Raw genomic sequence first — 18,518 nt, forward strand, 5'->3', positions numbered from 1 at the left:
CCCACCGCGGCGCACATGCACCACCCGCCGCGCACCACGCGCTCCTGCCGACACCGACTCCCCACCGACGACCCCCCATCGCCTCCGACCCGACCCACCACCCTAAACACCATCGAGTCACGGCTGCGGTGAGGGCCGGCCGTTGGGTTCGGTGGGCATCACCGCGACCGGCGGCGGAATGCTGACGAGCGGAACCGGACACCGGCGGAACAGTGGTCACTCCGCTGCGGGGGCCGGTTCCTCCAGCACGATCACGACCATCACCGGCAGGTCCGTGTCCTGCTGGACCACGCCGGCGGTCAGGGTACGTCCGCCGAGCGTCCAGGTGCGGGCCGTGATGTATTCGTCCTCGTCCGCGGACGTCGGCTCGGCTTCGGCGAAGTGGCCGGCGAGCGGGGAGTCGAGGATCTCGGGGAGCCACGTGGCCAGCGCCTGCTCTCCCTGCTCGTAGACGGCGTCCAAGTCGTCGAAGTAACCGGACTCGTCGACATCGCGGGTCCAGACGGCGAACGAGACACGGACGGCACCGCTGCGGAACTCCTGGATCCACCCCCGGATGCCGTCCTTGCGCCAGGACGTCTCCACGCCGTCGCGGGACTTGCCACCGGGCGTCCACTCCTGAGCGGCAAACCTTCCCGCCGCACCCTCGGCGGTCAACGGGACCAGGTCCCGGAGCTCTTCCAGCATCGCGGTCACTGCAGCCATGAACTCATTCCACTCATGCCGTTGCCGGGCACGTAATAAGCCTTCAGCTGCCCCTTGGCGTAGGCCTCGGGGAATGCCTTGGACAGCACCTCGTTCAGGTGCGCGGCGCCCCATTCGTTGGACACCATGTAGCGGACCCCCTTGCCCTGAAGGTCCTCGTTGAGAGCGAGCAGCTTATCGGTCTGCGCGGTGATCCGGTTCTCGTCATAGAACTCGGAAGCGGGATTGTACGGGGATTTCTCCCACTCGCCGTAGTTGTCGCCTCCGGTCCATTTGGCTTCGGTGATCCAGCCGTCCCGTGGACCGCCGTCGATATGAACCTCCCGGCCGTCCCGCAGGATCCATTGCTCCTCGTATTTCTGACCGGTGACGAGTCGCTGGTATCGGAACGACGGACGTGCGAGCTGTTTGTCGGTCAGCCAGCCCAGTCCTTTGAACCGTGAGTAGGGTGACAGGCCGAGCGGGTCACAGACGGTGAACGGGTTGTGCACATAGGCGACCGGGTTCGGCGCGGGTCCGAGACCGAGAGGGTCCGGGGAGAGGTAGCGGGCGGTCTCGGGGTCGTAGTGGCGGAAGCAGTTGTGGTGGAGGCCGGTCTCGGGGTCGTAGTACTGGCCGGGAAAGCGCAGGGGGGTGTAGGCGGCACTGGAGCGGGTCCAGGCGGTGGCCCCCCAGAGGGTGCTCCTGGCACGCCAGGCGATGTCGCCCGATTCGCCGATCAGCTCGGTGGGCGTGCCCATCAGGTCGGTGGCGATGGCGAAGAACCGCCGGTCGATCTCCTCCTGGCGGTCGTCCGGGGTGAGGAGGCGTTCCGTCTGGGACAGCGGAGCCAGGCCGCGGTGGTCCCAGGTGAGGGCGACGACATGCGGCAGGTCCGGTTCGTGGACCGTCTGTTCGCACAAGGTACTGCCGTCCCAGGTGAAACGGATCTCCTCAGCCACGCTCTCGCCGTCGGCGGCGAGGCGCTGCTTGGCGGTGCGGCGGCCCAGGGGGTCGTAGCGGTAGCGCCAGCGGGTGCCGTCCGGGGTGGTGACGGAGATCAGCCGGTTCTCGGCGTCCCAGGTGTAACGCCAGGTGTCGGGCTTGCGCGACAGGCGGGTCTTCTGGCGGAGGACGACCCGGCCGAGGGCGTCGTGTTCGAAGCGGACGCCCCCTGCGCGGGTGACGCGGGTGCCGGTGTAGGTGCGCGGGCCGGTGGCCTCGTGCCCGGGGTGGGAGGCGGGCCAGGACGCCTCGGTCTGATTGCCGGCGGCGTCGTAGGCGTAGCGCTCGGTCCAGCCCTCGGCGTGGACGGCGGTGACCCGGCCGACCGCGTCCAGAGCGAAGGTGCGGGAGCCTGACAGATCGTCGGACAGGGAGGTGAGATGGCCGTCGGCCCGATAGGAGTAGCGTCGGTGGTTGAGGGAGCGCTCACCGATCGTCAGGTGTTGGACGGAGAGCCTTCCGGCCTCGTCCCATGCGGAGGCCAGGGTGAGTGCGCCGCCGAAGACGCGCTCGAGTTCCCGGCCGGCCGCGTCGTGGGTGAAGGCGACCTCGCGGCCGCCGACGGTCATCCGGGCGGGGTGGCCGACGGCGTCGTAGTCGTATTCGGTGACCGCGCCGGTGGGCGTGACGCGGCGGATCCGACGGCTCAGGGCGTCGTAGGCGTAGTTCATGGGGCGGCCGTCGACGAGTTCGGTTCTGATCCTCCCCCGCCGGTCGTACACGTAGGCGACCTCGGAGTCCGGTCCGACTGCCTGCAGCAGGCGTCCGGCCCGGTCGTACGTGTAGATGGTCACCTTGCCCGCGGCGTCCTTGCGGACCACCTGTCCGAGCCGGTCGCGCTCGAAGGAGACCGTCCCGCCGAGCGTGTCGACGCGGGCGGCGAGCTGCCCGGCGGCGTCGTAACGGTAGGTGAGGGTGCGGCCGTCGAAGTCGGTCTCGGAGACGAGCCGGCCGGCCCGGTCGTACGTGTACGACCAGGCAAGCCCCTGAGGGGCGGTGACCCGGGTGAGCCGCAGGTCGGTGTCGTACTCGAACTCGTGGCGGACGCCGTCGGGGTGGGTGCGGGCGGCCAAGAGGTCGAAATGGGTGTACGCGAAGCTGGAGACGCCACCGGTGGCGTCAGTGTGGGTGAGGCGGTTCCCCTCACCGTCGTAGGTCCACGACTCGGTGGAACCGTCCGGGGCGACACGGCGAGCCAGATTGCCGTCCGCGTCCCATTCGAGTCGGGTGACGCCGCCCACCGGATCAGTGGTGCGCACCGTCCGGCCCAGCGCGTCGCGTTCCAGTCGGCTGGTGCCGCCGACCGCGTCGGTCACCGCCACCGGCAGACCGGCGGCGTCGCAGTGCACGGTGGTGGTGGCGCCGAGGGCGTCGGTGACCGCGGTGAGCCTGCCCCGGTCGTCATAGGCATATCGGGTGACGGATCCTGCCGAGTCGGTGACAGCGGTGCGGTTGCCGCATGCGTCGAACTCCTGGACCCAACTGGCCCCGTCCGGCCCGCGGAACTCCGTGGGCAGTCCGAACAGGCCCCGCACGGCACGCAGTTCGCTTCCGTCGGGACGGGTGACCATGACGAGTCGGCCCTCGTCGTCGTAGGTGAAGGCGGTGGTGGCGCCGAGCGGGTCGGTGCGCGTCAGGACGTTGCCGTGGGTGTTGTAGGTGAAGCGGGTGGTGTGGCCCAGGGGGTCGGTGGTGGCGAGGAGGCGGCAGTGGGGGCCGATGAGGTGACGGGTGACGGCCCCGTCGGGGGTGGTAAGGGTGGTGGTGCGGTGGCCCGTGTCGGGGTCGGGGTCGCTGTAGGCGAGGGCGATCTGGACGTGGCCCGCCTCGCCGCCCTCGGCGACGACGCGGTCGTGGTCGTCGTAGACGTAGTCGTAGCGGCGGTCGTTGGAGTCGGTCCAGGCGGTGACGCGGTGGCGGTCGTCGTAGGTGAAGACGGTGACGGCGCCGGAGGGGCGGGTGACGGCGGTCAGGTCGCCGGTCCCCTCGTCGTAGCCGTAGCCGATCAGCCCCAGGTCCGCGCCGTCCTCCCCGGCGCCCGGCAGGGAGAGCGCCGTGATCCGCCCGTCGGCGGTGGTCAGCCTCACCTGGTGGCCCGCGGAGTGGACCAGGGCCAGCGGCAGTCCGTCGTCGGTGCGGTCGACGGTGATCGTGTGGCCGTTGCGCTCGCTGACGTCGGACAGCCAGGCGGTGCCGTCGCCGCCGGGTCCGGTGGCCGCCGGGGCGGTGAAGCGACGGACCAGGCCCGAGTCGGGGTCGGTGAGTTCGTAGTCGCCGTCGGCGTGACGTGCCAGCAGGGTGCGGGTGCTGCCCGAGGGGGATTGCGGGCGGGTGGGGTCGCCGGGGACCGGGTGCGGGTAGGTGATCAGGAGGCCGTCGGCGGTGACGTGGACGACACCGATCGCGTCGATCTCCAGCCGTTCGTCGACCGTCGAGGTCCAGGCAGGGCCCAGGAAGCGGCCGGACGCGAGACCGGACTCGGTGCGGCGGGTGAAGACCAGCGGGAGGACGCCGGGGATCTCCACATCGGTCTGGGGCAGGAACATCCGGCCCGTCGCGAGGTCCACCGGATCGGTACCGGCCACGGTCCGTATGCCGTCGGGACGGGTGTGGGTGCCCTCCGGGACGTCGTCGACGAGCTTGCGCAGCTTCGACGCGTCGGACGCGTCCTCCGCGACGCGTGCGCCCTTGGCCGCGGCGCCGCCGCCGTCGGTGGCCACGGTCAGCACGATGTCCGGGATCAGCCGGCCGAAACCCTCGGCCGGGTCCTTCATGAAGTCCTTCACCATCTGCATGCCGGTGCCGACCGGATCGTTGGCGGCCACCACCAGACCCGCGGCCAGACTGTTCAGCGAGGTCAGGTACTCCGCCGGGTGCGTGAGGTTGTACGGGTCCATGGGATCGACACTGCGGACGAAGTTCACCATCCCGGCCGTGCCCTTGATCAGACCACCGGCCACGTGGTCCTGCATGACCTGGAGTTCGTCGTAGCCGTCCCGCAGCTGCTCCGCGTACGACGGCTTCTTCGGCGCCGTGTCACGGGCCGCACGGATCACCGAACGCGCGCTCTCCGCCGCCGTGTTCCGCTGCTTGCGGGCCGCGGCGAGGATGTCCTGCGCGTCCTGCATCAGCGTCCTGCCCGGATCCTCGAACGTCGCCGCGGGTTTCGGCGGCAGGGAGGCGGGGTCACGCCGGTCGGCCGGCCGGGCGTTGTAGAGGTCGACGGCCTTGTTGTAGTCGTCGATCTTCTTGCGGTGGGCGTCGGCGGCATCCTCGGACGCCTTCACCCCCGCCTTCCACAGGTCGATCGCCGTCTGCGCCTGGGCCTGCGCCCAGGTGACCGTGCCCGAGAACGCCCCCAGCGCACCGACCGCGCTGGTGCAGGCGTCGGCGGCGGTGAACCACTTCGGCGGCTGGGTGCTCACCGCGGTGCGCAGCGCCTCGGCCGTCCCGCCCTTGAGACGGGAGGAGTCCAGACCCTTCAGCCCGCCCCCGGTGGTGTCGAACGCCACCTGGAAAGCCTGGAGTTGCCTGGCGGTCGCGTCGATCTTGGCGGGGCTGCCGTAGATCAGCTTGGTCTTGTCCTCGGTCTGCCCCAGGTCCAGCTCGTCGACCTCCGCGCCCAGCCGGTTCGCGACCGAACGGGACTGCTCACGCACCCAGTCGGCGCCGGACTTCCAGCCCACGTCCTGAAGCCGGTCGGCGGTCCAGTCACCCGCGTCCTCGACCTTGCCGCCCACCCACTCGACACCGTCCTCGACCGCGTCCTCGACCGCATCCGGCGTGACGTCACTGATGAAGTCACCGATACCCACGCCCAGTTCCCTCCGCCGCCCGCGCCGTCACCCTTAAGAATGACGCGTGCGGGGGCGCGCGTGGTTCTCAGGACCCCGCAGCATCGGGGCAACAGAAACAGCGGGCGGAGTCGGACGGATCACCCATGACGCCCGCGCCGCACACCCTGCGCGCAGGAAACAGCAGATCAGGAGCTCTTCATCACGCCGCGGGCGTCGCCGCCCCGGGTGGCCGCAGCCATGTGGAACGACGCCACCACCAGCTCGGTATCGTGCCGGGCGCCCGTCGCGCAGCCGAGCAGTCGGCGGGAGGACAGATCGATCACCGTCGCCAGGTACAGCTTGCCCTCGCCGGTGTCGATCTCGGTCATGTCCCCTGCCCGGACGAGGTCGGGTTCCTCGGCGAGAAGTCGAGGCCGTCGGGCGCCCCATCGCGGGCTGGCACGTGATGTCCGCCCCGGTCCGCCGACCGACCCGGGGCGGCACCCGCGGTGTCCCGCGCCCGGACGGGCACGTGCGGGTCAGTGGAGGACCTTCTCCTTGGCCCGGCGGTACTCCTCGTCGGTGATGTCGCCCCTGGCGCGGATCTCGGAGAGCTTGGCGAGTTGGTCCGCCTCGCTGGGGCCCGCGCTGCCCGCGGTCTCGCGGATGTACCGCTCCGTCTGCTCCTGCCGGGCTCTGGCGTGGCGCTGTTCGCGCTTGCCCATGTCCTTGCCCCGGGCGATGACGTAGACGAAGACGCCCAGGAAGGGGAGGACGACGGTGAAGACGAGCCATCCGGTCTTGGCCCATCCGCTCAGGTCGTCGTCGCGGAAGATGTCGACGATGACACGGAAGAGCAGGACGAACCACATGATCCACAGAAAGAACCACATGATCGCCCAGAAAGCTCCCAGAACGGGAAAGTCGTAGGCCAGGTTCACACTGCTGCTCATTGCTTCTCCTCTGGGTGTCGTCCGCCAGGACCTCGGCGGGACCCGGCGGACCTGCTCGTGCGTCCCGCCCGAAGGTCGAGGAGACAGGAGGGTGCGGAGGCGTCCATGGCCACCAGTGCGGCGATACATGCCGGCAGGTACGTCTCCTGGTCCGGCCCGGAACGTTCGAACGTGTCGAGGGTCGTCCGGACGAGCGTCTCCCCTACGGGACGTCCGCTTCGGCGAGGGCGGCGACACCTGCGGCGCCTGTCTCTTTCCGGGCCGTGGTTCACGATTCCTTCCCGGGCGTGGCGTGGTGCACTCCCATGAGAGGTGGGTCTGCCGCGTACCACCTCACCCGGAGGGGGTGATCGCCGGTCGCCCTGCTCACCGTGTGGATGCACGACATCGCTCTGGACACCGACCGGAACGTGGAAACGGTCCCGCCGTCGGCCGCGGAACCGGCGATCGAGGACGCGGCGGTCCAACGCATCACCCTTGCCGCCGACGTACAGGTGGACGGCGGCCGGGCCGCCTCGGACATCGCCGCACGGCTGCAGTCCCAGGGGCTGCCGGAACGTGCCGCACAGGCCATGAGGGGACTGGGCCCGCAGCTCCACTCCGCGGTCGACGCCACGGCCGGGAAGCCGGCTGCCGGCCCTCACCCGTCCCGAGGGATACGGAACCGCACTCGGCGGACCCACCGTGGAGATCACCCTGGCGGAGCAGCAGTCGCCACGCCTCCGTCCGCAGGGACGACGCCCCTGCGGCGTGGTTTTCGAACACCAGGAAGGTGGTATCCGATGTGCCGGTGGCCGGCCTGCACAGGAACGCCCGTAGGTCCCGCGCTCCGGATGTGCCGTCCGGCCGGGATCGGAGGCCGTGCCAGTCGTGCACCGCGTGCGCGCACCGTGCACCGCGACGGCCGCACCGGCTCCGGGTGGGCGCATGGCTCCGGCGCGGCGCGGGGACCACCCGGCCCGCGACGCCGACCCTTCCGGGCGCTCCATGTCACGCCCTGGTCCCGTCGGGGCGGTGAAACGGAGACGGCTCGGGCTCAGCCGTCCGGCTGCTCCGGCTTCGTCGAACCGGGCTGGGTCTTCGGGATCCGTGCGGTGAAGAACATCGCGAGGAGCGCGATGAAGGCGAGGATGGCGACTGCGGCGCGCAGCCCGTCGATCCTGGCGTCTTTGTTCGCGTCGAGTGCCGCCTGAGTCACCTTCTCGCTGGTGCCCGCTTCGTCGAGCGCGGACTCGAGGTCGGCGTCCGACAGGAACGGTACGCCGCTTTCGAGTTGGAGGGTCGCCTGGCTCTTGACCTCGGCCGGGACGGCCGGATTCTGTTCCACGCCGGTGAGGAAGGAGGTCGCCATCGAGGCGATCAGGATCGACCCGGCGAGCGCCGTACCGATCGAGGCGCCCAGGTTGGTGACGGAGTTCTGGACGCCGCCGACTTCCGCGCTCTCCGATTCCGGCACCGCGGACACGGTGACCGACCCGAGCTGGGACGCCAGCGCACCCATGCCCAGCCCGATCAACAGCAGGGGGATGGTGACGATCTCCGCGCCGGCGTCCACGTCGAGCGCGGCCATCAGGACCACCGCCCCCGCGAACAACGCGGAAACGCCGAGCCGCACCACCCTCCGGGGCGAGACGTCCGGGAGGTAGCGGGGGATCAGGACCGCGGCCGCCAGCAGGGTCACGGAGAGCGGCAGGAGCCAGGCACCGGTCTTGAGCGCGGACAGGCCCAGGGCGACCGACAGATAGAGCGGTACGACGAAGAAGACACCCATCTGGACGAGGTACTGGAAGAAGAACATCGTCAGTCCGCCGGTGAGCTGCTTGTTCTGCAACAGGGCCGGGTCGACGAGCGGCTCCCTGCGCCGCTTCACCGTGCGGGCCTCCCAGCGGAGAAAAAGCCAGATCAGCAGAAGACCGGCCAGCATCAGCCACACGACCAGCGAGACCCCGAGCCACGAGGGCGCGTCGGGCTTCGGCTGGAACCAGCCCCACTCGTCGGAGCGCAGCACGCCGTAGACGAAGACCCCGAGCCCGAGCGCGGACAGCACGGCACCGACGACATCGATGCGAGCGCCTTCGCCGACCGGCGCGTCGGCGATACGGCGGGCGAGCACCAGGATGCCGAGCACCACCAGGACCTCACCGGCGAAGACCCACCGCCAGGAAAAGTACGTCGTCGCGACACCCCCGATGAGCGGCCCGACAGCGATCGCCACGGCCCCCGCGGCCGCGACGAGACCGTAGGCGGCGGGACGGCGTTCGGTGGCGAAGTTGCCGGCCACGAGCGCCACGATCGCGGGCATGATGAGCGCCGCCCCGATCCCCTCAAGGAACGACCAGCCGATCAGCAGCACCGTCAGGTTCGGCGCGAGCGCCGTGGTGAAGGAGCCGCAGCCGTAGATGACGCAGCCGATCATGAACACGCGTCTGCGGCCGATCAGTGCCCCCACCTTGCCGCCGGGGATCATGAACATCGCCATCACGAGGGTGTAGGCCGTGATGGCGCCCTGGACACCCGTCACCGTCGTGCCCACGTCCTCGGCCACCGTCGCGATCGAGACGTTCATGACCGAGCTGTCGAGCGCCATCAGGAACTGACCGGCCGCGAGTGTCAGCAGAACGGTCCGCGCCGTTACAGGGTTTTCGGCGGTGTTTGTCCCGGGTGCCATGCGCGCATCGTCCCAGCCCCCCGTGGGGCGGAAACCGACCCACACCGGAGGTCGACCGATTGGCGGAGCCACTCGCAGACGGGCCGTGAGCCGCCCGCCGGGCACTGCCGGCCGGACGCCACCCGATCATGGGCGTGGCCATCACAGCAGCCGGTGCGGCTCTGTTCCGATGTGCCGCCTGAGCCGGGATCGTCGGCGTGTCGGTGGCCCGCCTGGCCACGCTCGCGACCTTTCCGTGGATTCCCAGCGCGCCGTTCCGGGCCATCCTGCCGATCGCGTCAATGGCTTCGTGGTCCGGGCCCCGCGCACTGCTCCCAGTCCGTCGGATCGATGAAGCTGAGGACTGCAGCGAGGCGCGGTCCGGCGTCCAGGGCCGCACCCTGAAGGTCCTGCCCTTCCTTGCGAAACCGGCCGCCTGACCTGGAAACAGCACGGACGCCGGGCCCGCAAGGGCGACGCGATCTACACCGTCCGCAAACTCCTGCGCCGCAACAAGGAAGACCTCGGCGAAGAACAACTCACCGTCCTCAAAGCGGAGTTGGAGCAGACGGGAACCTACGGCAAGCAGATCCACGCCGGCCGGCAGGCCAAGGAACTCCTGCGCGACGTGCTCCACCTCGCCGTCACCCGCGCCCACACCGTCCCCGACCGCTCCGCGATCTCCGCCGCCCGCTACCGCTTCCACGCCCACATCGCTGACCATGCCCACCCGCCCGAACTCCTCGTCCTGGCCGAGACCGTCGAGCACTGGTGGGACGGCATCGAGACCTACCTGGCCACCGGCATCACCAACGCTGCGTCCGAAGGCAACAACCGCCTCATCGAGCTCGAAGCACGCAACGCCTTCGGCTTCCGCAACCGCACGAACCAGCGCCTGCGCTCACGCTGTGCAACTACCCGCCGGAACCGACTGGAGGCGCACCCCAATTAAATTCGAAGACCCGCTATACACTAGGTACATGCATGATGACTGGTTCGACGATGAGGACGTTGACAGCCAGCAGAAGGCTTTCCTGGACGTCGTGCGAGAGTCCGCGCGCTCATGGCCCGAATGCTCTCCCGATGAAACTGCCGTGCTTCTGTTTCCAGACCCGGATGACGAAGATCAAGAGTTCGTCGCACCCCACCCGTCCGGGTACGCGGAGTATGACGCCGCACTGGAGCAGGCTTTCGTCAACAAGGAACCCGTGCTCGAGGCGATCGTATATCTTATCGACTTCGAAGGGAATCTTCGCCTCAAAGTTTTGGGCGCTACCCTGGTCGACACCAAGCTCATCTGCATGGAACGCAACGATAACTTCTGGCCAGAGCCCAGCAAGGACGTGAAGACGCTGGAGGCCACCGGATCACCGGAGGAATTGGGGAGGATCGCTGCCGACTGGTTCGAGGAGATCGTCCGCCGCTCCGTCATCTCTACACAGCGCCGTCCGCACAGGTGGTATTTCGCTGCCCCCGGCACGCCTCTGCCGACCGCACACCGCTGGGCCCGCAACGGGCCCAGAACTGAGTAACAGCAACCCTACCCCCCCGCGAAGTCGCAGACAGCCAGCCGCCCGTTTCCATCCGGACGCCTGGCGTTGACCGCTACTAGTCCTCGAGTGCTTGCGCGAGTCCTTGGGCCAGTACCTCCGCCTCTTCCTCGGCTGCTGTCATCGCTTCCTCCTGCGCCTCTGCACCGGACTCGGCCTGTTGCTGCAGCCAGAGGCGACCACTCTCACGCAGATCGGCCCCTGATGCCTCGAACTGCTCGAGTTCGCGACTCTCCTGACACCGGGTACAGATGGAGATCTCCCGATCATTGCGGGCACCGTGAGTCTCTGCATACTGAAGGTCTTCCTTTGCCGAGCCGTTGCTCACGGTCTCCTCGTCACAGTGGTCCTCGGAGCAGACCCCAGCGTCTCCGTTTGTGGCCGCTTTGAGCGCCGCCCAGCACATTTTTCTCTTCTTCTCGTCCCACGCGACGGTGATGGTGACGAAGCGCCGCAGGTCGGTCTTGCTGATCTCTCCGTCGGCGTTGAGTTCCTGCAGGCGGGCGACGACCGCGGCGCGTATGCGTCGGGACGCGTCCAGGTACTGCCGCGTTTCCCATTTCTCGTCTGCTGCGGCGACGGCACCGGAAACCGAGTTCTTACCGGAGATGGCCTTGATGTGCTCATCTTCGTGGTATTTGGCCCGCCGTGGGTGCTCCCGACCCGACAGCCAGGAACACCACGGCGGCGAACCACATGAGTCACAAACCCCACGTAGGCCCCTACCTGTTCTGACCGGCCTGGAGGCATCAGGCGGCGGGGTCCACATTCGGCCGGCCCTTCACGTGAGGCGCCATCACCCTCATATCGGCGTTAGATTCAGGCACTCCGCCGCACTCCGCACGGTGTACCCGCCCGAGGCCCCAAAAGAGGTGGAGCGGTCCTACCGGATTCAAGAACGCGCAGGTCAGCGCCTCTTCCCGGCAGGTTCCAGGATCACAACGCACTCCACGTGCGAGGTCATCGGGAACAGGTCGAACGCCCGCAGGGTCCGCACCCGGTAGCCGCCGTCGCGGAAGTAGGCGATGTCGCGGGACAGGGCTGCCGGGTCGCAGGCGACGTAGGCGATGCGGCGGGCGCCGAGGGAGGTCAGGTGGGAGACCGTGGTGCGGCCGGCGCCGGCGCGGGGCGGGTCGAGGACGATGAGGTCGACCTCGGTGATGCCGGTGCGGGGCAGGGCCGATTCCACCTTGCCCTGCTCGATGCGGACGCGGTCGAAGCCGGCGAGGTTGTGGCGGGCGTCCTCGACGGCGCGCTTGGAGGACTCGATCCCGAGGACCGCGCCCTTCTCGCCGAGGCGGTCGGCGAGGGCTCCGGCGAAGAGGCCGACGCCGCAGTAGAGGTCGAGGGCCATCTCGCCCTTGCGCGGCATCAGGCCCTGCATCACCGCCGTGACGAGGGTGTCGGCGGCCTTCGGGTGGACCTGCCAGAAGCCGCCGTTGCCGACGCGGTAGGTGCGGCCGTCGGCGCGTTCGCGGACGAAGGGGCGGCCGTGGACGCGGTGGACGCCGCCGTCCTTCTCGCCGATGCGGAGGACGGACACCGGGCGGTCCAGTTCCACGAGCGGGAGGCGGGCGCCCGGGCGCGGCTCGATGATCACCTGGCGGTCCTGGGAGCCGGTCGCCGCGATGGCCTCGACCGACGCCATGCCGGTCCAGTCCCGCTTCTCCACGCCCAGTTCGCTGACGCCCTCGGCGGCGATCAGGCAGTGGTCGATCCGCTCCACCTCGTGGGAGCGGTGGCGGCGCAGGCCCGCGCGGCCCTCGTCGTCGATCGCGTACTGGACGCGGGTGCGCCATTGCGGCACCTGGCCGGACGGCAGTTTGTCGCCCTCGGCCGGCATCACCGTGCCGTCCCAGCCGGCCTCCTCCGGGGTGAGGCCCGCCAGGTGCTGGAGCTGCTCGGCGATCACCTCGCCCTTCATCCGGCGCTGGGCGCCCGGCTTGGCGTGCTGCCAGTCGCAGCCGCCGCAGCGGCCGGGGCCGGCGTAGGGGCAGGGGGCCTCGACGCGGTCCTTGGACGCCTCCAGCACCCGTACCGCGTCCGCGCGCAGGAACCGGGCGTCCTCCTCGCCCTCCGTCACCCGGGCCACGACCCGCTCACCGGGCAGGGTGTGCCGGACGAAGAGCACCTGACCGGCCTCGGTGCGGGCGATGCAGTGGCCGCCGTGGGCCACGGGGCCGACCTCGACCTCGTACTCCTGCCCCACCAGCGAGTTCTTCGGTTCTGCCTGCATGGCGGGGTGACTCCACATCGAGAGGTACGGGACAAGGGGGACGGGACGAGAGGGCCCGGTACGCGACCGGTGGGCGTCGCCGGTCGGTCACCGCGCGCACGGCGCGACGGTGCCCGGTCGGCAACAGCCCACCAGTCTACGTGGTCCCCGAAGGGCCGCTTCCCCGAAGGGGTGGGTGCCCGACGGGCCGGTTCCCCGCGCTCCCGTCAGCCGCGTGTCCCCGTCTCCTTGGCGCGCTTTTCCTCCTCGGCGGGGCCGCGGCGCACCGCACCCGGGGCGTTCCACTCCTGGCGCCTGCGGGCCCGGTCGCGGGCCAGCTCGGAGGATTGGAGCTGGTACGGCACCGACGTGACCATCACGCCCGGGGTGAACAGCAGCCGCCCCTTCAGGCGCAGCGCGCTCTGGTTGTGCAGCAGGTGCTCGTACCAGTGGCCGACCACGTACTCCGGGATGATCACCGAGACGGCGTCGCGCGGGGACTCGCGGCGCAGCCGCTTGACGTACTCGATGATCGGCCGGGTGATCTCCCGGTACGGCGAGTCGAGCACCTTCAGCGGTACCTCGATGTTGCGCCGTTCCCATTCCAGCCGCAGTTCGCTCGTCTCGGCCGGGTCCACGCCGACGGTGAGGGCCTCCAGGGTGTCGGTGCGCATCAGCTTGGCGTAGGCGAGGGCCCGCAGGGCGGGGCGGTGGATCTTGGAGACGAGGACGACGGCATGGACCCGCGAGGGGCGCACGCTGTCGTCGCTCGGGCCCTCGGGGGCGGCGAGTTCGGCGGAGACGCGTTCGTAGTGGCGGTGGATCGCGGTCATCGTCGCGTAGAAGAAGCACATGCCCAGCAGCGCCACCCAGGCGCCGTGGGTGAACTTGGTGCCGAGGACGACGACCAGGACCAGGCCGGTGAAGAACGCGCCGAAGGTGTTGATGGCGCGGGAGCGGAGCATGCGGCTGCGCACCGCGGGGTCGGTCTCGGTCGCCAGATGGCGGTTCCAGTGCCGGACCATGCCGGTCTGGCTGAGCGTGAAGGACACGAACACGCCGACGATGTAGAGCTGGATCAGCCGGGTCGAGTCGGCGCCGTAGATCACGACCAGGAGCATCGCCGCGCCCGCGAGCAGCACGATGCCGTTGGAGAAGGCGAGCCGGTCGCCGCGGGTGTGCAGCTGGCGGGGCAGATAGCGGTCCTGGGCGAGGATGGAGCCGAGCACCGGGAAGCCGTTGTAGGCCGTGTTGGCGGCGAGGAACAGCACCAGCGCGGTGGCCGCCGCCAGGAGGACGAACAGGAAGCTGCCCTTGCCGAACACCGCCTCGGCGACCTGGGTGATCACCGGGTCCTGTACGTAGCCGGGGCCGACCCCGACGCCGTTGTGCAGCAGGTCGGTGGCCGGGTTCTCGGCCATCCGGACCTTGGTGACCAGGGCGAGGACGATGATGCCGCAGAACATGGTGACGGCCAGCAGGCCCATCATCGCGAGCGTGGTCGCCGCGTTCTTCGACTTGGGCTTGCGGAAGGCGGGCACGCCGTTGGAGATGGCCTCGACGCCGGTGAGCGCGGCGCAGCCGGAGGAGAAGGCGCGCAGCAGCAGGAAGACCAGGGCGAAGCCGGCCAGGCCCTGGTGCTCGGCCTTGATGGTGTACGCGGCGGTCGGCGCCCGCATGGTGTCGCCCAGGGCGAGGCCCCGGAAGGCACCCCACGCGATCATGATGAAGACGCCGCTGACGAACACGTAGGTCGGGATCGCGAAGAGCTTGCCGGACTCCCTGACACCGCGCAGGTTCATCAGGGTCAGCAGCACGATCACGGCGACGGCGCAGAGCACCTTGTGCTCGACGACGAAGGGGACGGCCGAGCCGAGGTTCTCGATGCCGGAGGCGATCGACACGGCGACGGTGAGGACGTAGTCGACGAGGAGGGCGCTGGCCACCGTGAGGCCGGCCCGGGGGCCGAGGTTGGTGGTGGCGACCTCGTAGTCGCCGCCGCCACTGGGGTAGGCGTGCACGTTCTGCCGGTACGAGGCGACCACGGTGAACATCAGCACGACGACCGCGAGCGCGATCCACGGGCTGAAGTGGTAGGCCGACACGCCCGCGATGGACAGGACGAGCAGCACCTCGCCCGGTGCGTATGCCACGGAGGACAACGGGTCGGAGGCGAAGACGGGAAGCGCGATGCGCTTCGGCAGGAGCGTTTCGCCCAGCCGGTCGCTGCGCAGGGCACGCCCGATGAGAATCCGTTTGGGCAGGTCGGTCAGTTTGGACACGAGAGAGGATCGTAAGGCTCAGGCGCCGCGATGGGCACATCCGGGTGAAATCGAGACCATCGGCGGGGCGGTCGGCACCCCTGTCCGGGTCCGTGTGCCTTGATGACCGGAGCCGTGAGGCCGGTCACCGGCGCAGCCGTTGCCGGGGTACGGGGCGGTGTGGCCGGGCCGTCCGGACCGGGCGCGGCACCGGTGGTCCCGATCTCCGGCCCCACGGTCCCGATGTGCGGTCCGTCGGGTCCGGGAAGCCTTCCGGGAACCGAACCTGCGGTAACCCCCGTCACCCCTGTTACTCCCATCACTTCGATCGCTCTGCCCACTCCCGTCACCACCCTCACCTCTGCCCTTCGCATGCCGCCCTCAACCGTCCCCCGGGAGACCCCATGTCGCCAGCCCCCGCGGAACTCATCGGTGCCGCAGCCGCACTTGTCGGCCTCGCCATTCTGACTCTCGTCAGCGTCCGCAGCATCAGCAGGCGCTGATCCCGGGGCCGACCCGGAACTGATCGTCGAAGGGTGCACGGGGGTGCCGCCCGGGGAAGGTCCGTGTGTAGCTTGGGCGCCGGTTCTGAGAGTCTGGTAAGGCCAAGTCAAATTATTCTTGACAACGGACAATTCTTGCCTTCGGAAGGACGGGCGTGCACATCGTCATCATGGGCTGCGGGAGAGTGGGCTCAGCTCTCGCCCAGACCCTGGAGCAACACGGCCACACGGTTGCCGTGATCGACCGGGATCCCACCGCCTTCCGCCGCCTCGGCCCCGGATTCGGCGGTCGCCGGATCACCGGGGTCGGCTTCGACCAGGACACCCTGCGCGACGCGGGCATCGAGGAGGCCGGCGCCTTCGCCGCGGTCTCCAGCGGCGACAACTCGAACATCATCGCCGCGCGGGTGGCCCGGGAGATGTTCGGCGTGGAGAACGTCGCGGCCCGTATCTACGACCCCCGGCGCGCCGAGGTCTACCAGCGCCTGGGCATCCCCACCGTGGCCACGGTCCGCTGGACCGCCGACCAGATGCTGCGCCGGCTGCTGCCCTCGGGCGCCGAGCCGCTGTGGCGCGATCCCACCGGCGGCGTCCAGCTCGCCGAGGTGCATGCCTCGTCCGCCTGGGTGGGGCACAAGATCAGCCAGTTGCAGGAGGAGACGGGGGTCCGGGTGGCGTTCCTGACGCGGCTCGGCGAGGCGATGCTGCCCTCGTCGCAGACGGTGCTCCAGGAAGGTGACCTGGTGCATGTGATGATGCGGACCGACGAGGTCGAGAAGGTCGAGTCGGCGTTCGCCGAGGGTCCCGAGGAGGGCGGTCAGCGATGAGGGTCGCCATTGCCGGTGCCGGTGCGGTCGGCCGTTCGATCGCGGGCGAGTTGCTGGAGAACGGTCACGAGGTCCTGCTCGTCGACAAGGCGCCGACCGCCATCTCGGTCGAGCGTGTGCCGCAGGCCGAGTGGCTGCTCGCCGACGCCTGTGAGATCACCTCGCTGGACGAGGCCGCCCTGCAACGCTGCAACGTCGTGATCGCCGCGACCGGCGACGACAAGGTCAACCTGGTCGTCTCGCTGCTCGCCAAGACGGAGTACGGCGTCCCGCGGGTCGTCGCCCGCGTCAACAACCCGAAGAACGAGTGGCTCTTCAACGAGGCGTGGGGCGTCGACGTGGCCGTCTCCACGCCGCGCCTGATGTCCGCCTTGGTCGAGGAGGCGGTGAGCGTCGGCGACCTGGTCCGGCTGCTGCGCTTCAGCCACGGCGACGCCAACCTCGTCGAGCTGACGCTGCCGGAGGAGTCGGCCCTGGCGGGCACCCCGGTCGGCGAGGTGGAGTGGCCGCAGGACACGTCCCTGGTCACCATCATCCGCGGCACCCGGGTCCTCACGCCGTCCCGCGAGGACGCGCTGGAGGTGGGCGACGAGCTTCTCTTCGTCGCCGCCCAGGCCCGCGAGGGGCAGCTGGAGGACCTGCTGTCGGTGCGCCGGGAGGACGAGGAGCGCTAGCCGCTCGGTCACGGGGTCACCGGGCCGGCCTCGGGGTCACCCGGGGGCCGGTACGGCGACCACGGGGGCGGTACGCGGCCGTACGCACGCCAGGGGGCGGGGAGAGCTGGTCTCTCCCCGCCCCCTGGCGTATGCCGTCAACGGTGCGCAAGCGGGCCGCCGTCCGGCCTCACAGCCCCGTGCGGGCCTCCTGCCGGGGCTACGAGCCGCGGCGGTGGCGGCCGGGCTCGGGGGCCGGGGAGTCGCCGCGCTCGCGGGCCAGGGCCTCCTCGCGCTCCCGTTCGGCGCGCTCCTCCGCCTCCATCTCCGCGAACACGTCGATCGGCGCGGGCGCCTTCGCCAGGAACACCCACGTCAGCCAGACGGCGAGCAGGAACGGCGGGATCTTCAGGGCGATCAGGACCCAGCCCAGCTGGGTGGTGTCGGCCCACCAGTACAGCGGGAAGAGGACGGCGCACTTGGCGAGCAGGATCAGACCCCAGGCCCAGCTGGCCTTGACGTACGCGGTCCTGCGCCCGGGGTTACGGGTGCGCCAGGAGAGGTTCTCCTTGAAGACCGGGCCGAGCAGTACCCCGATCAGCGGATATCCGGCGACCGCCGAGACGATGTACGCGACGGCGAGCCCCAGGGTGTAGAGCATGCCCGGCAGATAGAAGTCCTTGGCGTTGCCCGTCAGCATCGCGAAGGCGACACCGAACACCACGCCGAAGACGCCGCTGAAGGCGTGTTTGACGGTGTCCCGCATCACCAGCCGGACCACGACCAGCACCACGGACACCGCGAGGGCGGCGATCGCCGACCAGTGCAGATCCTTGTCGATGGTGAAGATGGTGACGAAGAGCAGGCCGGGCAGCACCGTCTCGACCATGCCCCGGACACCGCCGAACGCCTCGAAAAGCGCGGCCTCGGTCACCGCCCGGGCGTCGTCCTGCTGAGTGGTGTCTTCGGTCGTCGGCTTGTCGAGTGACGTCACCGGCTACTCCCGTCCGAGGGGTCTCAGTTCGTATTTCGGATTGAACAGCACCCGGCGGCCCCGGCTCATCGAGACCCGGCCGGACGCGATCAGTCTGCGCCCCGGCTCTATCCCCACTATGGAGCGCCTGCCCAGCCACACCACGTCCAGCGCGGCGGTACCGTCGAACAGTTCGGCCTCCAGGGCCGGGACGCCCGCGCGCGGCCGCAGCGTGACCGTGCGCAAGGTACCAGTGACCGTGACGAGCTGCCGGTCATGGCAGTCGTCGATCCTGGTACAGCCCGTGTCGTCCGCGTCCTCACGCAGCTCCTCGGACTCCAGGTCCGCCTGCGACGTGGAGAGCCGGCCGAGCATGCGCCGGAAACGACCTGCCGGCTTATCGGGATGAGGAACAGCGCCCATGTCTGAAGGGTACCGGGGTGTACGGACAGCTACGTACCCACGGGCCCG

General features: G+C 69.8%; 13 protein-coding genes and 1 pseudogene. 4 read left to right on the forward strand and 10 right to left on the reverse strand.

Going from position 1 to position 18,518, the window contains the following annotated elements:
• Positions 1 to 216: 216 nt before the first annotated feature.
• From ABZ862_RS22235 to ABZ862_RS22255, 5 genes and pseudogenes are all read right to left on the reverse strand, one after another.
• On the reverse strand, positions 217 to 705 hold the full coding sequence (locus ABZ862_RS22235; protein ID WP_360960641.1) for a hypothetical protein: 489 nt from the start codon (positions 703 to 705) through the stop codon (positions 217 to 219).
• The gene (locus tag ABZ862_RS22240) at positions 693 to 5,504 is read right to left on the reverse strand and encodes a putative T7SS-secreted protein (protein ID WP_360960643.1); all 4,812 of its coding nucleotides are present in this window, start codon (positions 5,502 to 5,504) and stop codon (positions 693 to 695) included. Before ABZ862_RS22240 ends, ABZ862_RS22235 begins: the two co-directional genes overlap by 13 nt.
• A 167-nt stretch (positions 5,505 to 5,671) precedes the next feature.
• Positions 5,672 to 5,869: pseudogene (locus ABZ862_RS22245) on the reverse strand (DDE-type integrase/transposase/recombinase); the annotation flags it as partial.
• 135 nt (positions 5,870 to 6,004) lie between these two features.
• A complete protein-coding gene (locus ABZ862_RS22250; protein ID WP_360960645.1) occupies positions 6,005 to 6,418 on the reverse strand; it encodes an SHOCT domain-containing protein in 414 nt (137 codons plus the stop codon).
• Between the two features lie 1,036 nt (positions 6,419 to 7,454).
• Positions 7,455 to 9,086 carry an MFS transporter gene (locus ABZ862_RS22255; protein ID WP_360960646.1) on the reverse strand — a complete coding sequence of 544 codons (1,632 nt, stop codon included), beginning with the start codon at positions 9,084 to 9,086 and terminating at the stop codon, positions 7,455 to 7,457.
• 415 nt (positions 9,087 to 9,501) lie between these two features.
• Between ABZ862_RS22255 and ABZ862_RS22260 the strand changes: the two genes are divergently transcribed.
• Positions 9,502 to 10,017, forward strand: a complete 516-nt coding sequence (locus tag ABZ862_RS22260; protein WP_360960840.1) for a transposase — start codon at positions 9,502 to 9,504, stop codon at positions 10,015 to 10,017.
• Positions 10,018 to 10,045: 28 nt separating this feature from the next.
• The gene (locus tag ABZ862_RS22265; RefSeq protein ID WP_360960648.1) at positions 10,046 to 10,597 is read left to right on the forward strand and encodes a hypothetical protein; all 552 of its coding nucleotides are present in this window, start codon (positions 10,046 to 10,048) and stop codon (positions 10,595 to 10,597) included.
• 76 nt (positions 10,598 to 10,673) lie between these two features.
• Here the strand turns inward: ABZ862_RS22265 and ABZ862_RS22270 are convergent, their stop codons facing one another.
• From ABZ862_RS22270 to ABZ862_RS22280, 3 genes are all read right to left on the reverse strand, one after another.
• The gene (locus ABZ862_RS22270; RefSeq protein ID WP_360960650.1) at positions 10,674 to 11,384 is read right to left on the reverse strand and encodes a hypothetical protein; all 711 of its coding nucleotides are present in this window, start codon (positions 11,382 to 11,384) and stop codon (positions 10,674 to 10,676) included.
• 138 nt (positions 11,385 to 11,522) lie between these two features.
• On the reverse strand, positions 11,523 to 12,851 hold the full coding sequence (locus tag ABZ862_RS22275) for a TRAM domain-containing protein (protein ID WP_360960652.1): 1,329 nt from the start codon (positions 12,849 to 12,851) through the stop codon (positions 11,523 to 11,525).
• Between the two features lie 206 nt (positions 12,852 to 13,057).
• Positions 13,058 to 15,112: an APC family permease gene (locus tag ABZ862_RS22280; protein WP_360960654.1), complete on the reverse strand. Its 2,055-nt coding sequence runs from the start codon at positions 15,110 to 15,112 to the stop codon at positions 13,058 to 13,060.
• Positions 15,113 to 15,749: 637 nt separating this feature from the next.
• Between ABZ862_RS22280 and ABZ862_RS22285 the strand changes: the two genes are divergently transcribed.
• Positions 15,750 to 16,421, forward strand: a complete 672-nt coding sequence (locus tag ABZ862_RS22285; protein WP_360960656.1) for a TrkA family potassium uptake protein — start codon at positions 15,750 to 15,752, stop codon at positions 16,419 to 16,421.
• Positions 16,418 to 17,095, forward strand: a complete 678-nt coding sequence (locus tag ABZ862_RS22290; protein ID WP_360960658.1) for a TrkA family potassium uptake protein — start codon at positions 16,418 to 16,420, stop codon at positions 17,093 to 17,095. The genes ABZ862_RS22285 and ABZ862_RS22290 overlap by 4 nt, the downstream gene beginning before the upstream one ends.
• 199 nt (positions 17,096 to 17,294) lie before the next feature.
• Here ABZ862_RS22290 and ABZ862_RS22295 read toward each other — a convergent pair whose 3' ends face one another.
• Positions 17,295 to 18,068: a DUF3159 domain-containing protein gene (locus tag ABZ862_RS22295; protein WP_360960659.1), complete on the reverse strand. Its 774-nt coding sequence runs from the start codon at positions 18,066 to 18,068 to the stop codon at positions 17,295 to 17,297.
• Positions 18,069 to 18,071: 3 nt separating this feature from the next.
• A complete protein-coding gene (locus tag ABZ862_RS22300) occupies positions 18,072 to 18,470 on the reverse strand; it encodes an OB-fold nucleic acid binding domain-containing protein (protein ID WP_360960661.1) in 399 nt (132 codons plus the stop codon).
• Between the last annotated feature and the right edge of the window lie 48 nt (positions 18,471 to 18,518).

The organism is Streptomyces sp. NPDC047000, from assembly GCF_040644295.1.
Lineage (GTDB): Bacteria > Actinomycetota > Actinomycetes > Streptomycetales > Streptomycetaceae > Streptomyces.

Excerpts from the sequence above, each read along its gene's own strand:
- ABZ862_RS22235 (WP_360960641.1), bottom strand. The coding sequence starts at position 705 with ATGGCTGCAGTGACCGCGATGCTGGAAGAGCTCCGGGACCTGGTCCCG.
- ABZ862_RS22250 (WP_360960645.1), bottom strand. The coding sequence starts at position 6,418 with ATGAGCAGCAGTGTGAACCTGGCCTACGACTTTCCCGTTCTGGGAGCT.
- ABZ862_RS22255 (WP_360960646.1), bottom strand. The coding sequence starts at position 9,086 with ATGGCACCCGGGACAAACACCGCCGAAAACCCTGTAACGGCGCGGACC.
- ABZ862_RS22265 (WP_360960648.1), top strand. The coding sequence starts at position 10,046 with ATGCATGATGACTGGTTCGACGATGAGGACGTTGACAGCCAGCAGAAG.
- ABZ862_RS22270 (WP_360960650.1), bottom strand. The coding sequence starts at position 11,384 with ATGTGGACCCCGCCGCCTGATGCCTCCAGGCCGGTCAGAACAGGTAGG.
- ABZ862_RS22275 (WP_360960652.1), bottom strand. The coding sequence starts at position 12,851 with ATGCAGGCAGAACCGAAGAACTCGCTGGTGGGGCAGGAGTACGAGGTC.
- ABZ862_RS22290 (WP_360960658.1), top strand. The coding sequence starts at position 16,418 with ATGAGGGTCGCCATTGCCGGTGCCGGTGCGGTCGGCCGTTCGATCGCG.
- ABZ862_RS22300 (WP_360960661.1), bottom strand. The coding sequence starts at position 18,470 with ATGGGCGCTGTTCCTCATCCCGATAAGCCGGCAGGTCGTTTCCGGCGC.